The following is a 16596-nucleotide window of genomic DNA, read 5'->3' on the forward strand; positions in this document are numbered from 1 at the left end:
GTAAGGGTGTTTTTTATAGACATTAGACTTAATTAGGAGGAGAGAGAATGACTCATTTACTTACGATGACCGAATTAAGTATTGAAGATATTGACCGTATACTTTTTGATGCAGAGCTTTTTGCCCAAGGAAGTAAATGGAAGCTTGAAAAACAAACATTTGTAGCCAACCTTTTCTTTGAACCTAGTACGCGCACTCGCTTTAGTTTTGAAGTTGCAGAAAAACGATTAGGTGCAGATGTATTACATTTAGAGGCGATGACCTCAAGCGTTCAAAAAGGTGAAAGTCTATATGACACCGTAAAAACACTTCAATCAATCGGTGCTAATGCAGTGGTGATTCGTCATCCAAACGATGAATATTTCAACGAACTTAAGACTGGAATCACCATTCCGATCATTAATGCAGGTGATGGATGTGGTCATCACCCTACACAATCTCTCCTCGATTTATTAACGATTAAACAAGAGTTTACTAGATTCAAAGATATAAATGTTCTAATAGTAGGCGATATTCGTCATAGCCGGGTCGCAAGATCAAATGCGCAAACATTAACAAGACTCGGTGCAAAAGTTTATTTTTCTGCTCCATTAGAGTGGCAGGATCATACAAATCCATATGGTGAATATGTAGATCTCGATGAAGGACTTAAACAAGCAGATGTCGTAATGCTTCTGCGGATACAACACGAACGTCATCAATCATCCATGGGCCTAACGAAAGAAGAATATCATGAACAATACGGTTTAACGCTAAAACGAGGAAAAAACTTGAAAAAAGGGAGTATCATCATGCATCCAGCTCCAATTAATCGTGGCGTTGAAATGGCAAGTGAATTAGTCGAAGCGAAAGAATCAAGAATTTTTAAGCAAATGGAAAATGGTGTATTTGTAAGGATGGCCGTACTTAAAAGAGTTTTACAGCAGGTAGAAGGAGGAATTTTAATATGAGCACATTACTAAAAAACGCAAAGATTCTAAATGAACATGGTGAGTTAATCGCTGCAGATATCAAAATCAAAGACGGTTTAATTGAAGCAATTGGAACGGAACTAGTTCAAACCAATTGTGAGGTTATTGATGTAGAAGGGATGTTTGTATCAGCTGGACTCGTTGATGTCCATGTTCACCTTCGCGAGCCTGGTGGGGAACATAAAGAAACCATTGAAACCGGAAGCCTTGCTGCTGCAAAAGGTGGGTTTACAACGATTGCGGCAATGCCAAATACAAGACCAGTTCCAGATACAGTCGAGCAAATGAACTGGCTACAACAAAGAATTAAGGATACGGCTCATGTTCATGTCCTTCCATACGCATCTATCACTATTCGTCAGCTTGGTGAAGAGTTAACAGATATGAAAGGGTTAAAAGAAGCTGGAGCATTCGCATTTACAGATGACGGTGTTGGAATTCAATCAGCAGGAATGATGCTTGAAGCAATGAAGCAAGCGGCAGCTATTGATATGCCAATTGTTGCTCATTGCGAAGAAAATACGCTCATTAATAAAGGTGCTGTTCATGAGGGTGAATTTTCGAAGAAGCATGGGATTAATGGAATTCCTTCTGTGTGCGAATCTGTACATATTGCAAGGGATGTTTTATTAGCTGAAGCTGCAGGCTGTCATTATCATGTATGTCACGTAAGTACTAAGGAATCTGTACGAGTTATTAGAGATGCGAAGCGTGCAGGAATTCATGTAACTGCTGAAGTTACTCCGCATCACTTACTGCTATGTGAAAACGATATTCCAGGCTTTGACACAAATTATAAAATGAATCCTCCATTACGTGGAAAAGAGGATTTGGAAGCACTTATTGAAGGTCTTCTTGATGGAACAATCGATTTTATCGCAACCGATCATGCCCCACATTCAAGTGAGGAAAAGGAACAAGGGATGGCTTTAGCACCATTTGGTATTGTTGGCTTAGAGACAGCTTTCCCACTTCTTTACACTCACTTTGTTGAAACAAATAAAATCACTTTAAAGCAATTAGTAGACTTTTTAACTAGCAAACCAGCAAACACATTTAAGCTACCATGTGGAAGCTTAGAAATTGGGAAAACTGCTGATTTAACGATCATTGATTTAGAAGCAAAAGAAACAATCAATCCAGATAACCTCGTATCAAAAGGAAAAAATACACCGTTTGTAGGCTGGGAATGTAAAGGATGGCCAGTCATGACATTCGTAAATGGCAGCATTGTTTGGCAGAAGGGAAGTGTTCTAGCATGAAGCGACAACTAATCTTAGAAGACGGGACCATTATGGTTGGAGAGGGATTTGGAAGTGAGGAAGACACATTCGGAGAGGTTGTTTTCAATACTGGCATGACTGGGTATCAAGAAATTCTATCTGACCCGTCCTATTGTGGACAAATTGTAACCTTAACCTATCCGTTGATTGGAAACTATGGCATAAATCGGGATGATTTTGAATCAATCCATCCAGCAATAAACGGTTTTATCGTAAATGAAGTGTGTGACCACCCGTCAAATTTTAGGAGTCAATTTAGTCTAGACGATTATTTTAAATTAAAAAACATTCCAGGTCTTTCTGGAATTGATACAAGAAAACTGACCAGAATCATCCGTCAATATGGAACATTAAAGGGTTCTATTTGTGGAATGGATGTCGATGTGAATGAAGTTATCAACCAATTAAAAGATAAAACATTACCTGCTGACCAAGTGAAACAGGTTTCTACAAAAGGATCTTATCCTAGTCCAGGTAGAGGACAGCGTGTTGTATTAGTTGATTTCGGAATGAAGCATGGAATTTTACGAGAATTAAATAATCGCGATTGTGATGTCATTGTCGTTCCTTATAATGTATCAGCAGAAGAAATTCTTCGCTTAAATCCTGATGGAATCATGTTATCTAACGGCCCTGGGGATCCGAAAGATGTCCCTGAAGCAATTACGATGATAAATGAGGTTTTAGGTAAGGTTCCTCTCTTTGGGATTTGTTTAGGACATCAATTATTCGCGTTAGCATGTGGAGCAGACACTGAAAAAATGAAATTTGGACATAGAGGTTCTAACCATCCAGTAAAGCACCTAGCTTCGGGCAAGGTTGCCATTACCTCTCAGAACCATGGATATACAGTTAAAGAAGAATCATTAGCAACGACTAGACTTGAAGTAACACATCTAGCACTTAATGATGGAACTGTGGAAGGACTGCGTCATTTGGATTATCCTGCTTTTACAGTTCAGTATCACCCTGAGGCTTCTCCGGGACCAGAGGATGCAAATAGCTTATTTAACGACTTTTTACAGATGATTGAAAACTTCAAGAAAGAAGGCGAAGAGCTATGCCAAAACGTTTAGACATTAACTCCATATTAGTAATCGGTTCAGGTCCAATCATCATTGGCCAAGCAGCAGAATTTGATTATGCAGGAACACAAGCCTGCTTAGCACTTAGGGAAGAAGGCTATAAAGTTATCTTAGTTAACTCAAACCCTGCAACGATCATGACAGACGTTGAAATTGCAGATAAGGTTTATATAGAGCCATTAACTTTAGAATTTGTAAGTAAAATTATTCGAAAAGAAAGACCAGATGCAATCCTACCCACACTAGGAGGGCAAACGGGTTTAAATATGGCTGTAGAGCTTTCAAAATCAGGCGTACTCGAAGAATGTGGGGTAGAAATTTTAGGAACGACACTTACAGCAATTGAGCAAGCTGAAGATCGTGATTTATTCCGTAGTTTAATGAATGAACTTAATGAGCCAGTCCCAGATAGTGACATCATCCATAATTTAGAAGAGGCATATGGGTTTGTTGAACAAGTTGGCTACCCTGTGATTGTAAGACCAGCCTTCACATTAGGAGGTACTGGCGGCGGAATTTGTAATAACGAAGAAGAATTGATTGAAATTGTCTCAAGTGGTTTGAAAAATAGTCCAGTGACCCAATGTCTTTTAGAAAAAAGCATTGCAGGCTATAAAGAAATTGAATATGAAGTAATGCGGGACTCGGCTGATACTGCGATCGTTGTTTGTAATATGGAAAACATCGACCCGGTTGGTATTCATACTGGTGATTCAATTGTTGTCGCACCAAGTCAAACATTGAGTGACCGTGAGTATCAGCTTTTAAGAAATACATCTTTAAAAATCATTCGTGCATTGGGTATTGAAGGGGGATGTAATGTGCAGTTAGCCCTTGATCCTCACAGCTTTAATTACTATATTATCGAGGTAAATCCGCGTGTAAGCCGTTCTTCGGCTTTAGCTTCTAAAGCAACTGGTTATCCGATTGCAAAGCTTGCGGCAAAAATTGCAGTAGGGTTAACACTCGATGAAATGATTAACCCAGTTACGGGAAAAACATATGCTTCTTTCGAGCCAGCATTAGACTATATCGTTACAAAGATTCCGCGTTGGCCATTTGATAAGTTCGAGTCTGCAAATCGAAGACTAGGGACACAAATGAAGGCTACTGGTGAAGTTATGGCGATTGGAAGAAATTTTGAAGAATCCATTTTAAAAGCCGTGCGTTCTCTTGAAGCGGGCGTGTACCATGTAGAACTTGAAGATGCAACAAATGCTGATATAGCTACGATTGAAAAACGAATTCGCAAAGCGGGAGATGAACGACTATTCTATCTTGCAGAGGCTATTAGACGAGGCATCACGATCCAGCAAATTCATGAATGGTGTGAAATTGATTTATTCTTCCTGCAAAAGTTTGAAAATATGATTAAGCTTGGAGACACTTTACGCCAAAATGTTGGTGATCTCGAAACATTAAAACTTGCGAAAAAGAGAGGCTTTGCTGATGCAATAATTGCAAAGCTTTGGAATACGACGGAAATAGAAATTTACGAAACCCGTAAACAAGAAGGAATCCTCCCGGTTTATAAAATGGTAGATACATGTGCAGCAGAGTTTGAATCTGCAACACCTTATTATTACGGAACTTATGCAGAAGAAAATGAGTCAATTGTAACAGAACGCAAAAGTGTCATCGTTCTTGGTTCTGGACCAATTCGGATTGGTCAAGGTGTGGAGTTTGATTATGCAACAGTTCACTCAGTTTGGGCAATTAATCAAGCGGGATATGAAGCAATCATTATTAACAACAACCCTGAAACAGTATCAACGGATTTCAGTATTTCAGATAAGCTTTATTTTGAGCCACTCACAATCGAAGATGTCATGCACATCGTAGACCTTGAACAACCAGAAGGTGTAGTTGTCCAGTTTGGCGGTCAAACGGCTATCAATCTAGCAAGTGCATTAGCAGAACGGGGCGTTAAAATTTTAGGTACATCATTGGAAGACTTAGACCGAGCAGAAAACAGGGATAAATTTGAGCAAACGGTTATTTCACTTGGGATTCCGCAGCCAAAAGGAAAAACTGCAACATCAGTAGAAGAAGCAGTCGTGATTGCTGAAAATATCGGATACCCTGTACTTGTAAGACCGTCATATGTTTTAGGTGGAAGAGCAATGGAGATTGTCTATCAAACAGAAGAGCTCCTTCACTATATGGAAAATGCGGTGAAAATTAATCCGCAGCATCCGGTTCTTATTGATCGCTATTTGACGGGTAAAGAAATCGAAGTGGATGCAATTTCTGATGGGGAAACCGTTTATATTCCAGGAATCATGGAGCATATCGAACGTGCTGGAGTCCACTCGGGTGATTCTATTGCTGTGTATCCTCCTCAAACATTATCAGAGCCTGTAAAACAACAAATCATTGACCATACTATCGCACTTGCAAAAGGTTTAAATATTATCGGTCTATTAAATATTCAATTTGTAGTTTATAACGAGGAAGTATTCGTCATCGAGGTAAACCCAAGATCAAGCCGTACAGTCCCGTTTTTAAGTAAAATTACTGGCGTACCAATGGCAAATATCGCAACAAAGGTTATTCTCGGCAACTCCTTACCTTCATTAGGATACAAAACAGGATTACACCCTGAAAGTGAGGGAGTGTACGTAAAAGTTCCTGTCTTCTCATTTGCGAAGCTTCGCAATGTGGACATTTCCCTTGGTCCTGAAATGAAATCAACCGGGGAAGTAATGGGTAAAGATTATACGTTAGAAAAAGCACTATATAAAGGGTTAGTAGCTTCAGGCATCACGATTCCAACATACGGTTCTGTGTTACTGACGGTAGCAGATAAAGACAAGGAAGAAGCCCTTGAAATAGCAAAACGATTCCATATGATTGGTTATCAACTTCTAGCAACAAGTGGTACTGCTAGCTATATACAAAAGGCAAATATCCCAGTAACAGTTGTTAATAAAATTGGTTCAGAAAAACCAAATTTAATTGATGTTATCCGACAAGGAAAAGCGCAATTCGTCATTAATACCTTAACAAAAGGAAAGCAGCCTGCAAGAGATGGCTTTAGAATTCGTCGTGAAACCGTTGAAAATGGAGTTGCATGCTTAACATCATTAGATACAGCAAAAGCAATTGTGAAGGTGTTGGAATCAATGACATTTTCAAGCGAATCCATGGGTTCTCACGTGCAAAAGCGTGAGGTGGTACACTCATGATTAAAAAGGAACAAATGAAGGTTGTCAGCCACTCGCAAATTGCAGAGGATATTTTTGAGCTTACCCTAGCAGGGGATTTAGTGCAGGAAATGGGCGAACCCGGGCAATTTGTCCATATAAAGGTAAGCGATGGAATTGACCCATTGTTAAGAAGACCGATTAGTATTGCAAATATTAACCATCAAATCCAAGAATGCACATTTATTTATCGGAGGGAAGGACTCGGAACAAGAGTCCTTTCTGAAAAAAACATCGATCAATCAGTTGACGTCCTTGGTCCCCTTGGACGTGGTTTTCCGGTTGATGAAGTCAGAACAGGTGAAACCGCATTGCTTGTCGGTGGAGGAATTGGTGTTCCACCTCTTTATGAATTATCACAGCAATTAGTTGCAAAAGGTGTAAATGTCATCCATGTCCTTGGATTTCAATCAAAATCTGCAGTCTTTTATGAAGAAAAATTTAATGAGTTAGGAAAAACTCATATTGCCACAGTCGATGGGTCTGTCGGGACTAAAGGGTTTGTGACAGATGTCATAAATAAGTATGGAATCACATTTGATACCCTTTATTCCTGTGGGCCGACACCGATGCTTAAGGCACTTGAAAATAAATATCCAGATCAAAATGCATATATCTCTTTAGAAGAACGAATGGGCTGCGGGATTGGCGCATGCTTTGCGTGTGTTTGTCATCTTCAAAGTGATCCTGACGGGTCTTCCTATAAAAAGGTTTGTAGTGATGGTCCAGTATTTAAGGTTGGAGAGGTGATCCTATGAATAGACTTCAAGTTGAACTTCCAGGTTTATCATTAAAAAATCCCGTTATGCCAGCATCTGGTTGCTTTGGATTCGGAAAAGAATACTCTAAGTTTTATAATTTAAGCAAGCTAGGTGCGATAATGATCAAAGCAACAACCATTGAACCAAGATTCGGGAACGCAACCCCACGAGTAGCAGAAACAAGTGCAGGAATGCTGAATGCAATTGGATTACAAAATCCAGGGCTTGAGAAGGTATTGTCTGAAGAGCTACCATGGCTTGAACAGTTTGATGTACCGATCATCGCCAATGTTGCTGGTTCACAAATCGAAGACTATGTCGAAGTAGCTAAGGAAATTTCAAAAGCACCTAATGTTCATGCAATTGAATTAAATATATCGTGTCCGAATGTTAAAACAGGAGGAATTGCTTTCGGTACAATTCCAAAGGTTGCGGCAGAGCTGACGAAATATGTGAAAGATGCATCAAGTGTACCGGTTTATGTAAAATTATCTCCAAATGTTTCAAATATTGTTGAGATGGCAAAAGCAATAGAAGAAGCGGGTGCAGATGGTTTAACGATGATTAATACATTAATTGGAATGCGCATTGACCTTAAAACAGGACATCCGATTTTAGCGAATAAAACAGGTGGTTTATCAGGTCCGGCAATTAAACCAGTTGCCATTCGAATGATTCATGAAGTAAGTCAGGCCGTGTCTATTCCGATTATTGGAATGGGAGGGGTTCAAACAGCTGAAGATGTACTAGAATATTTCTATGCCGGTGCAAGTGCTGTTGCAGTAGGTACCGCGAACTTCGTTGACCCTTATGTTTGCCCTACAATCATTGAGGAGCTTCCAAGTTTACTAGATAAATATGGATTTAATCATATATCTGAATGTCAAGGAAGGAGCTGGAAATAATGAATCGTCCCCTCATAATCGCTCTTGATTTTCCAAGCCTAACAGTTGCGAAACATTTTCTAGCAGACTTTCAAGAAGAACAGCTTTTCGTGAAGGTTGGAATGGAATTATATTATCAAGAAGGCCCATCAGTCATTCATTTTTTAAAAGAGCAAGGCCACTCTGTTTTCTTAGATTTAAAGCTTCATGATATCCCCAATACGGTATATTCAAGCATGAAGCGTCTTGCTGGACTTGGTGTTGACCTAGTCAATGTGCATGCGGCAGGCGGAAAGAAGATGATGGAAGCAGCTAGAGAAGGACTTGAAGCGGGAACATCCATCGGGCGATCAAGACCTAAGTGTATTGCCGTCACTCAACTTACAAGTACAACTGAAGACGTAATGAGAAACGAAATATTAATAGAACGTAATCTACTAGATGTAGTTGTTGAATATGCCACATTAACGAAAAAAAGCGGATTAGATGGAGTTGTCTGCTCGTCTCTTGAAGTTCCAGTCATTAACAACCATCTAGGAAACGAATTTATGACAGTCACTCCAGGAATTCGTCAGGCTTCTGATGAAGTTGGTGATCAAGCACGGGTTGTTACACCCGAAAAGGCACGAGAATTAGGATCTTCTGCGATAGTTGTCGGCCGTTCGATCACAAGAGCGAATAACCCATTACAAACATACAAACAAATGAAAGCAGCATGGGAAGGGGTACAAGTATGAATAAAGAAATTGCTGGACATTTATTAGAGATTGGTGCTGTATTTTTACAGCCAAATGAACCATTTACGTGGTCTTCAGGATTGAAATCTCCTATTTATTGCGACAATCGTATGACCCTTTCATTTCCACATGTTCGTAAAGAAATAGCAAAGGGACTATCCGAATTGATTCAAACTCACTATCCAGATGTGGAAGTAATAGCAGGAACAGCAACAGCAGGAATTCCTCACGCAGCCTGGGTAAGTGATTTGTTACAATTACCGATGTGTTATGTTCGCAGTAAAGCAAAAGCACATGGCAAAGGAAATCAAATTGAAGGCAAGGTAATGAAGGGACACAAAGTAGTGGTGATTGAAGACCTTATTTCAACTGGTGGTAGTGCGATTACTGCAGCTGAAGCCCTTCGTGAAGCAGGATGTGAAGTAGCAGGTATTGTGGCAATTTTCTCATATCAGCTTCAAGCAGCTGCAGATCGTTTACAAGCAGCAAAACTTAGTGCACATACACTAACAGATTATCCTACATTAATCGAAGTAGCTTTAGAAAAAAATGTCGTAACTGAAAATGATATCGATAGTCTTCAAAGCTGGAGAGAAAACCCAGCTGAATGGAATACAAGTAAAGCGTAAAAAGAACCCTAGGAATTCGTTCCTAGGGTTTTCTAAGTTTTAGTATTACATCCTCTTCTGGTGTTATATATACAGTTTGTTGATTGTCATAGATTACATAACCTGGCTTTGAACCATTTGGTTTTTTGACATGACGAACCAATGTGTAATCGACTGGTACGGAGGATGAGTTTTTGGCCTTGCTGAAATATGCGGCAATGGTTGCAGCCTCAAGGATCGTTTCATTTGTTGGTTGCTTACTTCTAATAATGACATGTGAACCTGGAATGTCTTTCGTATGAAGCCAAATATCATCTCTAGCTGCTAATTTATTCGTTAAATAATCATTTTGTTTATTATTTTTACCAACGAGGATATCAGTCCCATCACTCGCTTGATAATGCTCAATGGACGGTTTCGTCGGCTTTATTTTTTTATGCCCTTTTTGTTGTTTGTTTTTAAGGTAGCCTTCCTCCATAAGTTCCTCACGAATTTCTTGTAAGTCCTTTGGTGCAGCAGATTCGATTTGTTGTAACAGAGAATCAAAATAGGCAATTTCTTCGTTTGCTTTTTCTATTTCATGCATGACATACGCAACAGCATTCTTTGCCTTCTGGTACTTTGAAAAATAGCTCTGAGCATTTTCAGATGGCGTTTTTTGCGGGCTTATAGGAATTGTTACCATCTCATTGTCTTCGGAATAGTAATTTAACACCTTTGCTTCCTTATCACCGCGGGAAATTGCATACATATTGGCGGTCAATAGCTCGCCAAATAGTTTATATTTTTCAGCTTTTTCGGATTCCACTAAGGTTGCTTCAAGCTTTTTAATCTTCTTTTCATTTTTCGATTTTTCATTCGCGATAAACCGTTCCAAATCGTTTCCTTGCTGCTTAACCCTATCCCGTTCTGCTTTTCCAAAATAATAACGATCAAGCATTTCACTAATTGAAGCGAATTCTCTTGCCTCACCGCCAATATGCTGTAAAGGAAGGATATAGAAAAAGTCCTTCTGCCCTTTTGTAATGATTTGTGGTGTGATTTGATGTTGCTTTAAGGCATCAATCATCGATAAAAATGGTCCAGCCAATGTTTTCCGGTTGGCTATTCCAGCTCGATATACAACTTCCTTGGCAAATAGCGGAGAAATGCCAGAAAACTTATTTACAATTTGCTGATCTAATTTACCAGCATTAAAATCGATTTTTGCCAAAAATAATTCTTCGTCGACTGTAAAAGGATCCGTCTTTTCTTGGGCTGGTGGTGCGACATATGTATAGCCTGGTAACACAGTGCGGTGTCGATTGACCGCTGGGGAGACGTGCTTAATACTATCTAAAATGGTTTGCTTTTGGGCATCAACAAGAATGATATTGCTATGTCTGCCCATAATTTCAATGATAAGTTGTTTTAATGAAACATCACCAAGTTCATTTCGACCCTTCATATCAAAGATGATAATCCTGTCCATGTCTACCTGACGAATATTTTCGATGATGCTGCCTTCAAGATGTTTGCGCAGTAGCATACAGAACATCGGTGGTTCATGTGGATTATCATATAATTCATTTGTCACATGAATACGGGCATAGCTTGGGTGAGCTGAAAGCAATAGCTTTTGATTCCTGCCATTTGAACGAACCTGAAATATTAATTCATTTTTATATGGTTGATAAATTTTTGAAATTCTTCCGTTTTCTAGTGTTTGTTGTAATTCATTCACGATTTGTTTAGTGAATATCCCATCGAATGTCATATCAATTTCCTCTTTTCTATATCAATAGAAGGAAGGCCTTCTACATCTCTTCAAACAATTGTACCAACAAAAAGGTGACTTAGAAAAAGTATAGCATTTTTTTGGACGAGACTGAATAAGCTTTCATAGATAGAACATTAATCATCAGAAGTTTCCACTTCTAATGATTAAGTTCAAGCCTCCGGCGGATGCTACGATTTTTCAAAGGAAATTTTTCGATCGTAAGACCAAAGACTAGGAACGCCACTTCCTGTGGCAACGTCTTTGTGACCCACATCGTGTGGGCCTAAAAAAATCGGGCGGCAAATACGCCAAGGCGCATTTGATTTATTGTGAGGGGTGTGTAAAAGACGGATGAAGTGGTATGAGCTTAGGTCAGAAGAAGTCGAAAAAAAAGTTAATACAAGCCTTTCTAGCGGTCTTTCCGACCACGAAGTGAAACAGCGACAAAAGCAATTTGGATATAATGAATTGAAGGAAGCAGAACGCCCTTCAGCACTTTTGCTTTTTTTAGCTCAGTTTAAGGATTTTATGGTTCTTGTATTACTTGCGGCAACTCTTGTTTCCGGGTTGTTAGGGGAATACATCGATGCCATTGCGATAATGGCGATTGTCTTAATCAATGGGTTTTTAGGTTTTTTTCAGGAACGAAAAGCAGAAAAATCGCTTCAAGCTTTAAAAGAGCTTTCTGCACCTCAAGTGAATGTATTCCGAAATAATGAATGGGTTCGAACTCCTTCTAAAGAACTTGTGGTAGGGGATATTATCAAATTCACTAGTGGAGACCGGATTGGTGCAGATATACGATTAGTAAATGTGAAAAGCTTAGAAATTGAAGAATCTGCATTAACAGGGGAATCAGTTCCGGTTACAAAGCAAGTTGACCCCATTCGTGATGAGGATGACGTTTCACTTGGTGACCAAGAAAATATGGCGTTTATGGGAACGATGGTAACACGTGGTAGTGGTGTCGGAATTGTAGTGGGTACAGGTATGGATACAGCGATGGGGCAAATTGCAGAGCTTCTTCAAACAGCACAAACGATGATTACCCCATTGCAAAGACGACTAGAGCAGTTAGGGAAAATCTTAATCACAGTTGCATTAATTTTAACGCTTATAGTTGTTGTTGTGGGTGTTATAAATGGACATGAAGTCTATGAAATGTTCTTAGCTGGAGTTTCTTTGGCTGTTGCCGCAATACCTGAAGGTCTTCCTGCAATTGTTACAGTTGCACTATCATTAGGTGTTCAACGGATGATTAAGAAGAATGCCATTGTCCGTCGTTTGCCAGCTGTTGAAACTTTAGGCTGTGCATCTGTCATTTGCTCTGATAAGACAGGGACAATGACACAAAATAAAATGACGGTAACGCATCTATGGTCTGGTGGCAAAACATGGACTGTTTCAGGTACAGGCTATGATGTAAATGGGAAATTTTTTGCGGAAGAAAAAGAAATCATACCTTCCGATCACAAAACCCTTCAACAATTATTAACCTTTGGCGTTTTATGTAATAATGCTTCATTAAAGCGAACCGATGATGACATTATTGTTGATGGTGATCCGACTGAAGGTGCTCTTCTTGTAGCGGGTATTAAGGCTGGCTTCTCAAATGAATTTTTAGCAAACCAATTTGAGATCGTTGAAGAGTTCCCATTTGATTCTGCAAGGAAAATGATGAGTGTCATTGTTAAGGATCGTTCAGGAAATCAATTTGTGGTGACAAAAGGGGCACCAGACGTTTTACTTGGTGTAAGTAAATCGGTTCTTTGGGATCATAAACAACAAACTTTATCACGAGATTACGAAAATAAGATTAAAGATGCGATTGAAGGATTAGCTTCAAATGCGCTTCGTACAATTGCGGTTGGTTTTAAACCATTACGCCCAAATCAACAAATAGTATCTGAACGTGAGGCAGAAAGTGATTTAACCTTTATTGGAATACAAGGGATGATTGACCCGCCACGCCCAGAAGTAAGAGCAGCTGTTAAAGAATGTAAGGATGCAGGTATTAAGACAATCATGATCACGGGTGACCATCTCGTTACGGCTAAAGCAATTGCTACTCAGCTCGGAATTCTACCAGCAGGTGGCAAAGTGCTAGATGGAAATGCTCTTTCGAAAATGGATGTTGAAGAGCTAGAAAACATTGTTGATGATGTCTATGTATATGCAAGGGTATCTCCTGAACATAAACTGAAAATTGTTAAAGCACTTCAAAGCAGAGGTCATATTGTTGCGATGACGGGTGACGGGGTAAACGATGCTCCAGCAATTAAAGCATCTGATATTGGAATAGCGATGGGGATTACAGGAACAGATGTTGCGAAAGAAGCTTCATCACTTGTATTGCTTGATGATAACTTTGCAACCATTCGTGCAGCGATTAAGGAAGGTAGAAATATCTATGAAAATATTAGAAAGTTCATCCGATATTTATTAGCTTCCAATGTTGGGGAAATTCTAGTGATGTTGTTTGCGATGCTAATGGCTCTTCCACTGCCACTCGTACCAATTCAAATTCTTTGGGTCAACCTTGTGACAGACGGATTACCAGCGATGGCACTTGGGCTTGACCAACCAGAGGGTAATTTGATGAAACATGGACCCCGACATCCAAAAGAAGGAGTATTTGCAAGAGGCCTAGGTTGGAAAATCATAAGTCGCGGTTTCTTAATCGGTATTGCGACATTAGCTGCCTTTATGGTGGTATATCATCGAGACCCTAACAATCTAGGGTATGCGCAAACAATCGCGTTTGCAACACTTGTCATGGCTCAGTTAATCCATGTATTTGATTGTCGGAGTGAGCGTTCTATTTTTCATCGAAATCCATTCCAAAATATGTACTTAGTATGGGCGGTAATCTCATCTATTCTTTTGATGTTAATTGTTATTTACTATCCGCCGCTACAACCTGTTTTCAAGACGTATGCGATCGAACCAAGAGATTGGCTCCTAGTAATTGGAATGTCAGCATTACCAACATTCCTACTTGCAGGATCGTTATTAACAAGCAAAAAATCCGAAGCACGTGCATAAAATCGAGCAATACTTGGAATTTAGACATAAAACTGTGTTATAATTCATGAGGTAATGGAGATCATACTCTATTACCTTTTTTCATTGGTTTAAAACTATTCGCTTTTAAAAAACAGTGGTAAAATATAAATTGTTATGGTGAACGTGTACATATAAAGAAATACCTGTTTTGAAGGAATGGATGTGATATGATGATTGCAAGTATGACAGGTTATGGACGTGCCAAAAAAGAATCCAATACATTTTTCGTTCATGCAGAGTTAAAATCTGTAAACCATCGATTCTTTGAAATCAATGTAAGATTACCTAGACAACTACTGTTCCTTGAAGATAAAATAAAAAAAGCAATAGGCGAGTATGTAAAAAGAGGGCGTGTCGAGGTATTTCTTACAATTGAAGGTGAAGGACTTGTTACGAAAACAGTCTCTATTGATTGGGATTTATTAGAAGCCTTAGTAACATCAACAAAGCAAATCCAAGATAAATACCAGCTTACTGATCAAATCACAACCGGGCAGCTGCTTTCAAATGAAGATATTCTCTCCATTGAAGAAAAAGAAACAGAAAACCAAGAACTGGAAACCGTCGTTCTAGAGGTTATTGAACGCGCAGCACTGCAGTTGAGACAAATGAGAGAAGTTGAAGGTAAGGCGTTAATCGAAGATATTTTTTTATTTCTTGGACAAATCGAAGAGAACATACATACGATCAAAGAATATGCACCAAGAGTAGTTTCTCATTATCGTGACCGTATTGAAAAAAGAATTAAGGAATATATTGGAAATGAATTTGATGAAAATCGGATTCTCACAGAAGTTGCTTTATTTGCGGAAAAAGCGGATATCAGTGAAGAATTAACACGACTTGAAAGTCATATGAATCAGTTCAGGGAGACCGTCCAAACAAATGAACCTATTGGTAGAAAGCTTGATTTTATTGTTCAAGAAATGAACAGGGAAATCAATACAATTGGTTCAAAAGCAAATGATTCTTTAATTGCTAAGCATGTGGTGGAAATGAAAAGCTTATTAGAGAAAATAAAAGAGCAAGTTCAAAATATAGAATAAGCTTGATTAGTAAACCATATTCGCGGCAAAAATAGAGGGGTACATAATGGGGGAGATTAAGTGCAAATCAAATTAATAAATATCGGATTTGGGAATATTGTCTCGGCCAACAGAATTATTTCTATTGTTAGTCCTGAATCTGCTCCGATTAAACGAATTATTCAAGATGCTAGGGACCGAGGAATGCTTATTGACGCTACATATGGAAGAAGGACACGTGCTGTCATGATTATGGATAGTGACCACATTATACTATCTGCAGTCCAGCCAGAGACGGTTGCACAAAGACTATCAAAAGAAGAAGAGCTAACAGACGAAGGGTAGGGTTAAGGACGAATGAAAGAAAGAGGTTTACTAATTGTTCTATCAGGGCCATCTGGTGTGGGAAAAGGAACTGTTCGAAAAGCCATTTTTTCACAGCCTGATACAAAATTTCAATACTCCATTTCAATGACGACGAGAAAACCTCGAGAAGGCGAAGTCGATGGTGTCGATTACTTCTTTAAATCGAAAGAGGAGTTTGAAGAATTAATTCAAAATGACAAACTTCTTGAATGGGCAGAGTATGTGGGGAACTATTATGGAACTCCAATAGATTATGTCGAATCAACGTTACAAGAAGGGAAGGATGTATTTTTAGAAATTGAAGTTCAAGGTGCACTTCAAGTAAGAAAAGCGTTCCCAGAAGGTTTATTCATTTTCTTAGCTCCACCAAGTCTGAAAGAATTAAAGAACAGAATCGTTACGAGGGGTACTGAAACTGATGATTTAATTCTTAACAGAATGAAGGTTGCAAAAGAAGAAATTGAAATGATGGACGCCTATGATTATGTGGTTGAAAATGATCAAGTTGAGCTTGCCTGCGATCGGATTAATGCAATCGTTACTGCTGAGCATTGTCGACGAGACCGTGTGGCAAGACGCTATAAACAAATGCTGGAGGTTGATTTTTAATGTTAGACCCATCTATTGATTCATTATTAAATAAATTAAATTCCAAATATACGCTTGTGACTGTTGCTGCTAAACGGGCAAGAGTCATGCAAGAAAAAAATGATGGAATGGTACAAAATCCTGTATCCTTTAAGTCAGTTGGTAAAGCACTAGAAGAAATCGATGCAGGTCTTCTTTATTATTCAACTGATAAGAAGACTGATGTTGATACAACACCAACAATTAATGAATAACCG

General features: G+C 39.0%; 14 protein-coding genes. 13 read left to right on the top strand and 1 reads right to left on the bottom strand.

Translation table 11 applies throughout. From position 1 onward, the window contains the following. Nucleotides 1–47: 47 nt before the first annotated feature. Genes E1I69_RS03810 through pyrE form a run of 8 tightly spaced genes read left to right on the top strand, consistent with a single transcriptional unit; the run spans nt 48 to nt 9556 of the window. Entirely contained in the window at nt 48–950 is a 903-nt protein-coding gene (locus E1I69_RS03810; protein WP_136378283.1) for an aspartate carbamoyltransferase catalytic subunit, read from the top strand. Continuing rightward, on the top strand, nt 947–2233 hold the full coding sequence (locus tag E1I69_RS03815; protein WP_136378284.1) for a dihydroorotase: 1287 nt from the start codon (nt 947–949) through the stop codon (nt 2231–2233). Before E1I69_RS03810 ends, E1I69_RS03815 begins: the two co-directional genes overlap by 4 nt. Continuing rightward, entirely contained in the window at nt 2230–3330 is a 1101-nt protein-coding gene (locus E1I69_RS03820; RefSeq protein WP_136378285.1) for a carbamoyl phosphate synthase small subunit, read from the top strand. Before E1I69_RS03815 ends, E1I69_RS03820 begins: the two co-directional genes overlap by 4 nt. Continuing rightward, nucleotides 3315–6527, top strand: a complete 3213-nt coding sequence (carB, locus tag E1I69_RS03825) for a carbamoyl-phosphate synthase large subunit (RefSeq protein ID WP_136378286.1) — start codon at nt 3315–3317, stop codon at nt 6525–6527. The genes E1I69_RS03820 and carB overlap by 16 nt, the downstream gene beginning before the upstream one ends. Then, nucleotides 6524–7303 (top strand): dihydroorotate dehydrogenase electron transfer subunit, encoded by a 780-nt coding sequence (locus E1I69_RS03830; RefSeq protein WP_136378287.1) that lies wholly within the window; start codon nt 6524–6526, stop codon nt 7301–7303. The genes carB and E1I69_RS03830 overlap by 4 nt, the downstream gene beginning before the upstream one ends. Next, the gene (locus E1I69_RS03835) at nt 7300–8211 is read left to right on the top strand and encodes a dihydroorotate dehydrogenase (protein WP_136378288.1); all 912 of its coding nucleotides are present in this window, start codon (nt 7300–7302) and stop codon (nt 8209–8211) included. The genes E1I69_RS03830 and E1I69_RS03835 overlap by 4 nt, the downstream gene beginning before the upstream one ends. Next, nucleotides 8211–8927 carry an orotidine-5'-phosphate decarboxylase gene (pyrF, locus tag E1I69_RS03840; RefSeq protein ID WP_136378289.1) on the top strand — a complete coding sequence of 239 codons (717 nt, stop codon included), beginning with the start codon at nt 8211–8213 and terminating at the stop codon, nt 8925–8927. The genes E1I69_RS03835 and pyrF overlap by 1 nt, the downstream gene beginning before the upstream one ends. Then, nucleotides 8924–9556 (top strand): orotate phosphoribosyltransferase, encoded by a 633-nt coding sequence (gene pyrE / locus E1I69_RS03845; protein WP_136378290.1) that lies wholly within the window; start codon nt 8924–8926, stop codon nt 9554–9556. Before pyrF ends, pyrE begins: the two co-directional genes overlap by 4 nt. Nucleotides 9557–9578: 22 nt before the next feature. On the opposite strand, the gene E1I69_RS03850 is transcribed toward pyrE, so the two are convergent. Beyond that, nucleotides 9579–11291 carry an Rqc2 family fibronectin-binding protein gene (locus E1I69_RS03850; protein ID WP_136378291.1) on the bottom strand — a complete coding sequence of 571 codons (1713 nt, stop codon included), beginning with the start codon at nt 11289–11291 and terminating at the stop codon, nt 9579–9581. Nucleotides 11292–11645: 354 nt separating this feature from the next. Here E1I69_RS03850 and E1I69_RS03855 point away from each other — a divergent pair, with 354 nt between their 5' ends. The 5 genes from E1I69_RS03855 (at nt 11646) to rpoZ (ending at nt 16593) form a co-directional block, all read left to right on the top strand. Continuing rightward, nucleotides 11646–14339 (top strand): calcium-translocating P-type ATPase, PMCA-type, encoded by a 2694-nt coding sequence (locus E1I69_RS03855; RefSeq protein ID WP_136378292.1) that lies wholly within the window; start codon nt 11646–11648, stop codon nt 14337–14339. Nucleotides 14340–14530: 191 nt separating this feature from the next. Then, a complete protein-coding gene (locus E1I69_RS03860; RefSeq protein WP_136378293.1) occupies nt 14531–15406 on the top strand; it encodes a YicC/YloC family endoribonuclease in 876 nt (291 codons plus the stop codon). A 60-nt stretch (nt 15407–15466) separates the two neighbouring features. After that, the gene (remA, locus tag E1I69_RS03865) at nt 15467–15730 is read left to right on the top strand and encodes an extracellular matrix/biofilm regulator RemA (protein WP_116350633.1); all 264 of its coding nucleotides are present in this window, start codon (nt 15467–15469) and stop codon (nt 15728–15730) included. Nucleotides 15731–15742: 12 nt separating this feature from the next. Beyond that, nucleotides 15743–16360: a guanylate kinase gene (gene gmk / locus E1I69_RS03870; protein ID WP_136378294.1), complete on the top strand. Its 618-nt coding sequence runs from the start codon at nt 15743–15745 to the stop codon at nt 16358–16360. Next, nucleotides 16360–16593: a DNA-directed RNA polymerase subunit omega gene (rpoZ, locus tag E1I69_RS03875; protein WP_136378295.1), complete on the top strand. Its 234-nt coding sequence runs from the start codon at nt 16360–16362 to the stop codon at nt 16591–16593. Before gmk ends, rpoZ begins: the two co-directional genes overlap by 1 nt. The last annotated feature ends 3 nt before the right edge of the window (nt 16594–16596 follow it).

It is taken from the genome of Bacillus timonensis, from assembly GCF_004799755.1.
GTDB lineage: Bacteria > Bacillota > Bacilli > Bacillales > Bacillaceae_L > Ferdinandcohnia > Ferdinandcohnia timonensis_A.

Bases quoted from the DNA above. Each gene is read 5' to 3' on its own strand.
- E1I69_RS03810 (WP_136378283.1), top strand. From the start codon at position 48: ATGACTCATTTACTTACGATGACCGAATTAAGTATTGAAGATATTGAC.
- E1I69_RS03815 (WP_136378284.1), top strand. From the start codon at position 947: ATGAGCACATTACTAAAAAACGCAAAGATTCTAAATGAACATGGTGAG.
- E1I69_RS03820 (WP_136378285.1), top strand. From the start codon at position 2,230: ATGAAGCGACAACTAATCTTAGAAGACGGGACCATTATGGTTGGAGAG.
- carB (WP_136378286.1), top strand. From the start codon at position 3,315: ATGCCAAAACGTTTAGACATTAACTCCATATTAGTAATCGGTTCAGGT.
- E1I69_RS03830 (WP_136378287.1), top strand. From the start codon at position 6,524: ATGATTAAAAAGGAACAAATGAAGGTTGTCAGCCACTCGCAAATTGCA.
- E1I69_RS03835 (WP_136378288.1), top strand. From the start codon at position 7,300: ATGAATAGACTTCAAGTTGAACTTCCAGGTTTATCATTAAAAAATCCC.
- pyrF (WP_136378289.1), top strand. From the start codon at position 8,211: ATGAATCGTCCCCTCATAATCGCTCTTGATTTTCCAAGCCTAACAGTT.
- pyrE (WP_136378290.1), top strand. From the start codon at position 8,924: ATGAATAAAGAAATTGCTGGACATTTATTAGAGATTGGTGCTGTATTT.
- E1I69_RS03850 (WP_136378291.1), bottom strand. From the start codon at position 11,291: ATGACATTCGATGGGATATTCACTAAACAAATCGTGAATGAATTACAA.
- E1I69_RS03855 (WP_136378292.1), top strand. From the start codon at position 11,646: ATGAAGTGGTATGAGCTTAGGTCAGAAGAAGTCGAAAAAAAAGTTAAT.
- E1I69_RS03860 (WP_136378293.1), top strand. From the start codon at position 14,531: ATGATTGCAAGTATGACAGGTTATGGACGTGCCAAAAAAGAATCCAAT.
- gmk (WP_136378294.1), top strand. From the start codon at position 15,743: ATGAAAGAAAGAGGTTTACTAATTGTTCTATCAGGGCCATCTGGTGTG.
- rpoZ (WP_136378295.1), top strand. From the start codon at position 16,360: ATGTTAGACCCATCTATTGATTCATTATTAAATAAATTAAATTCCAAA.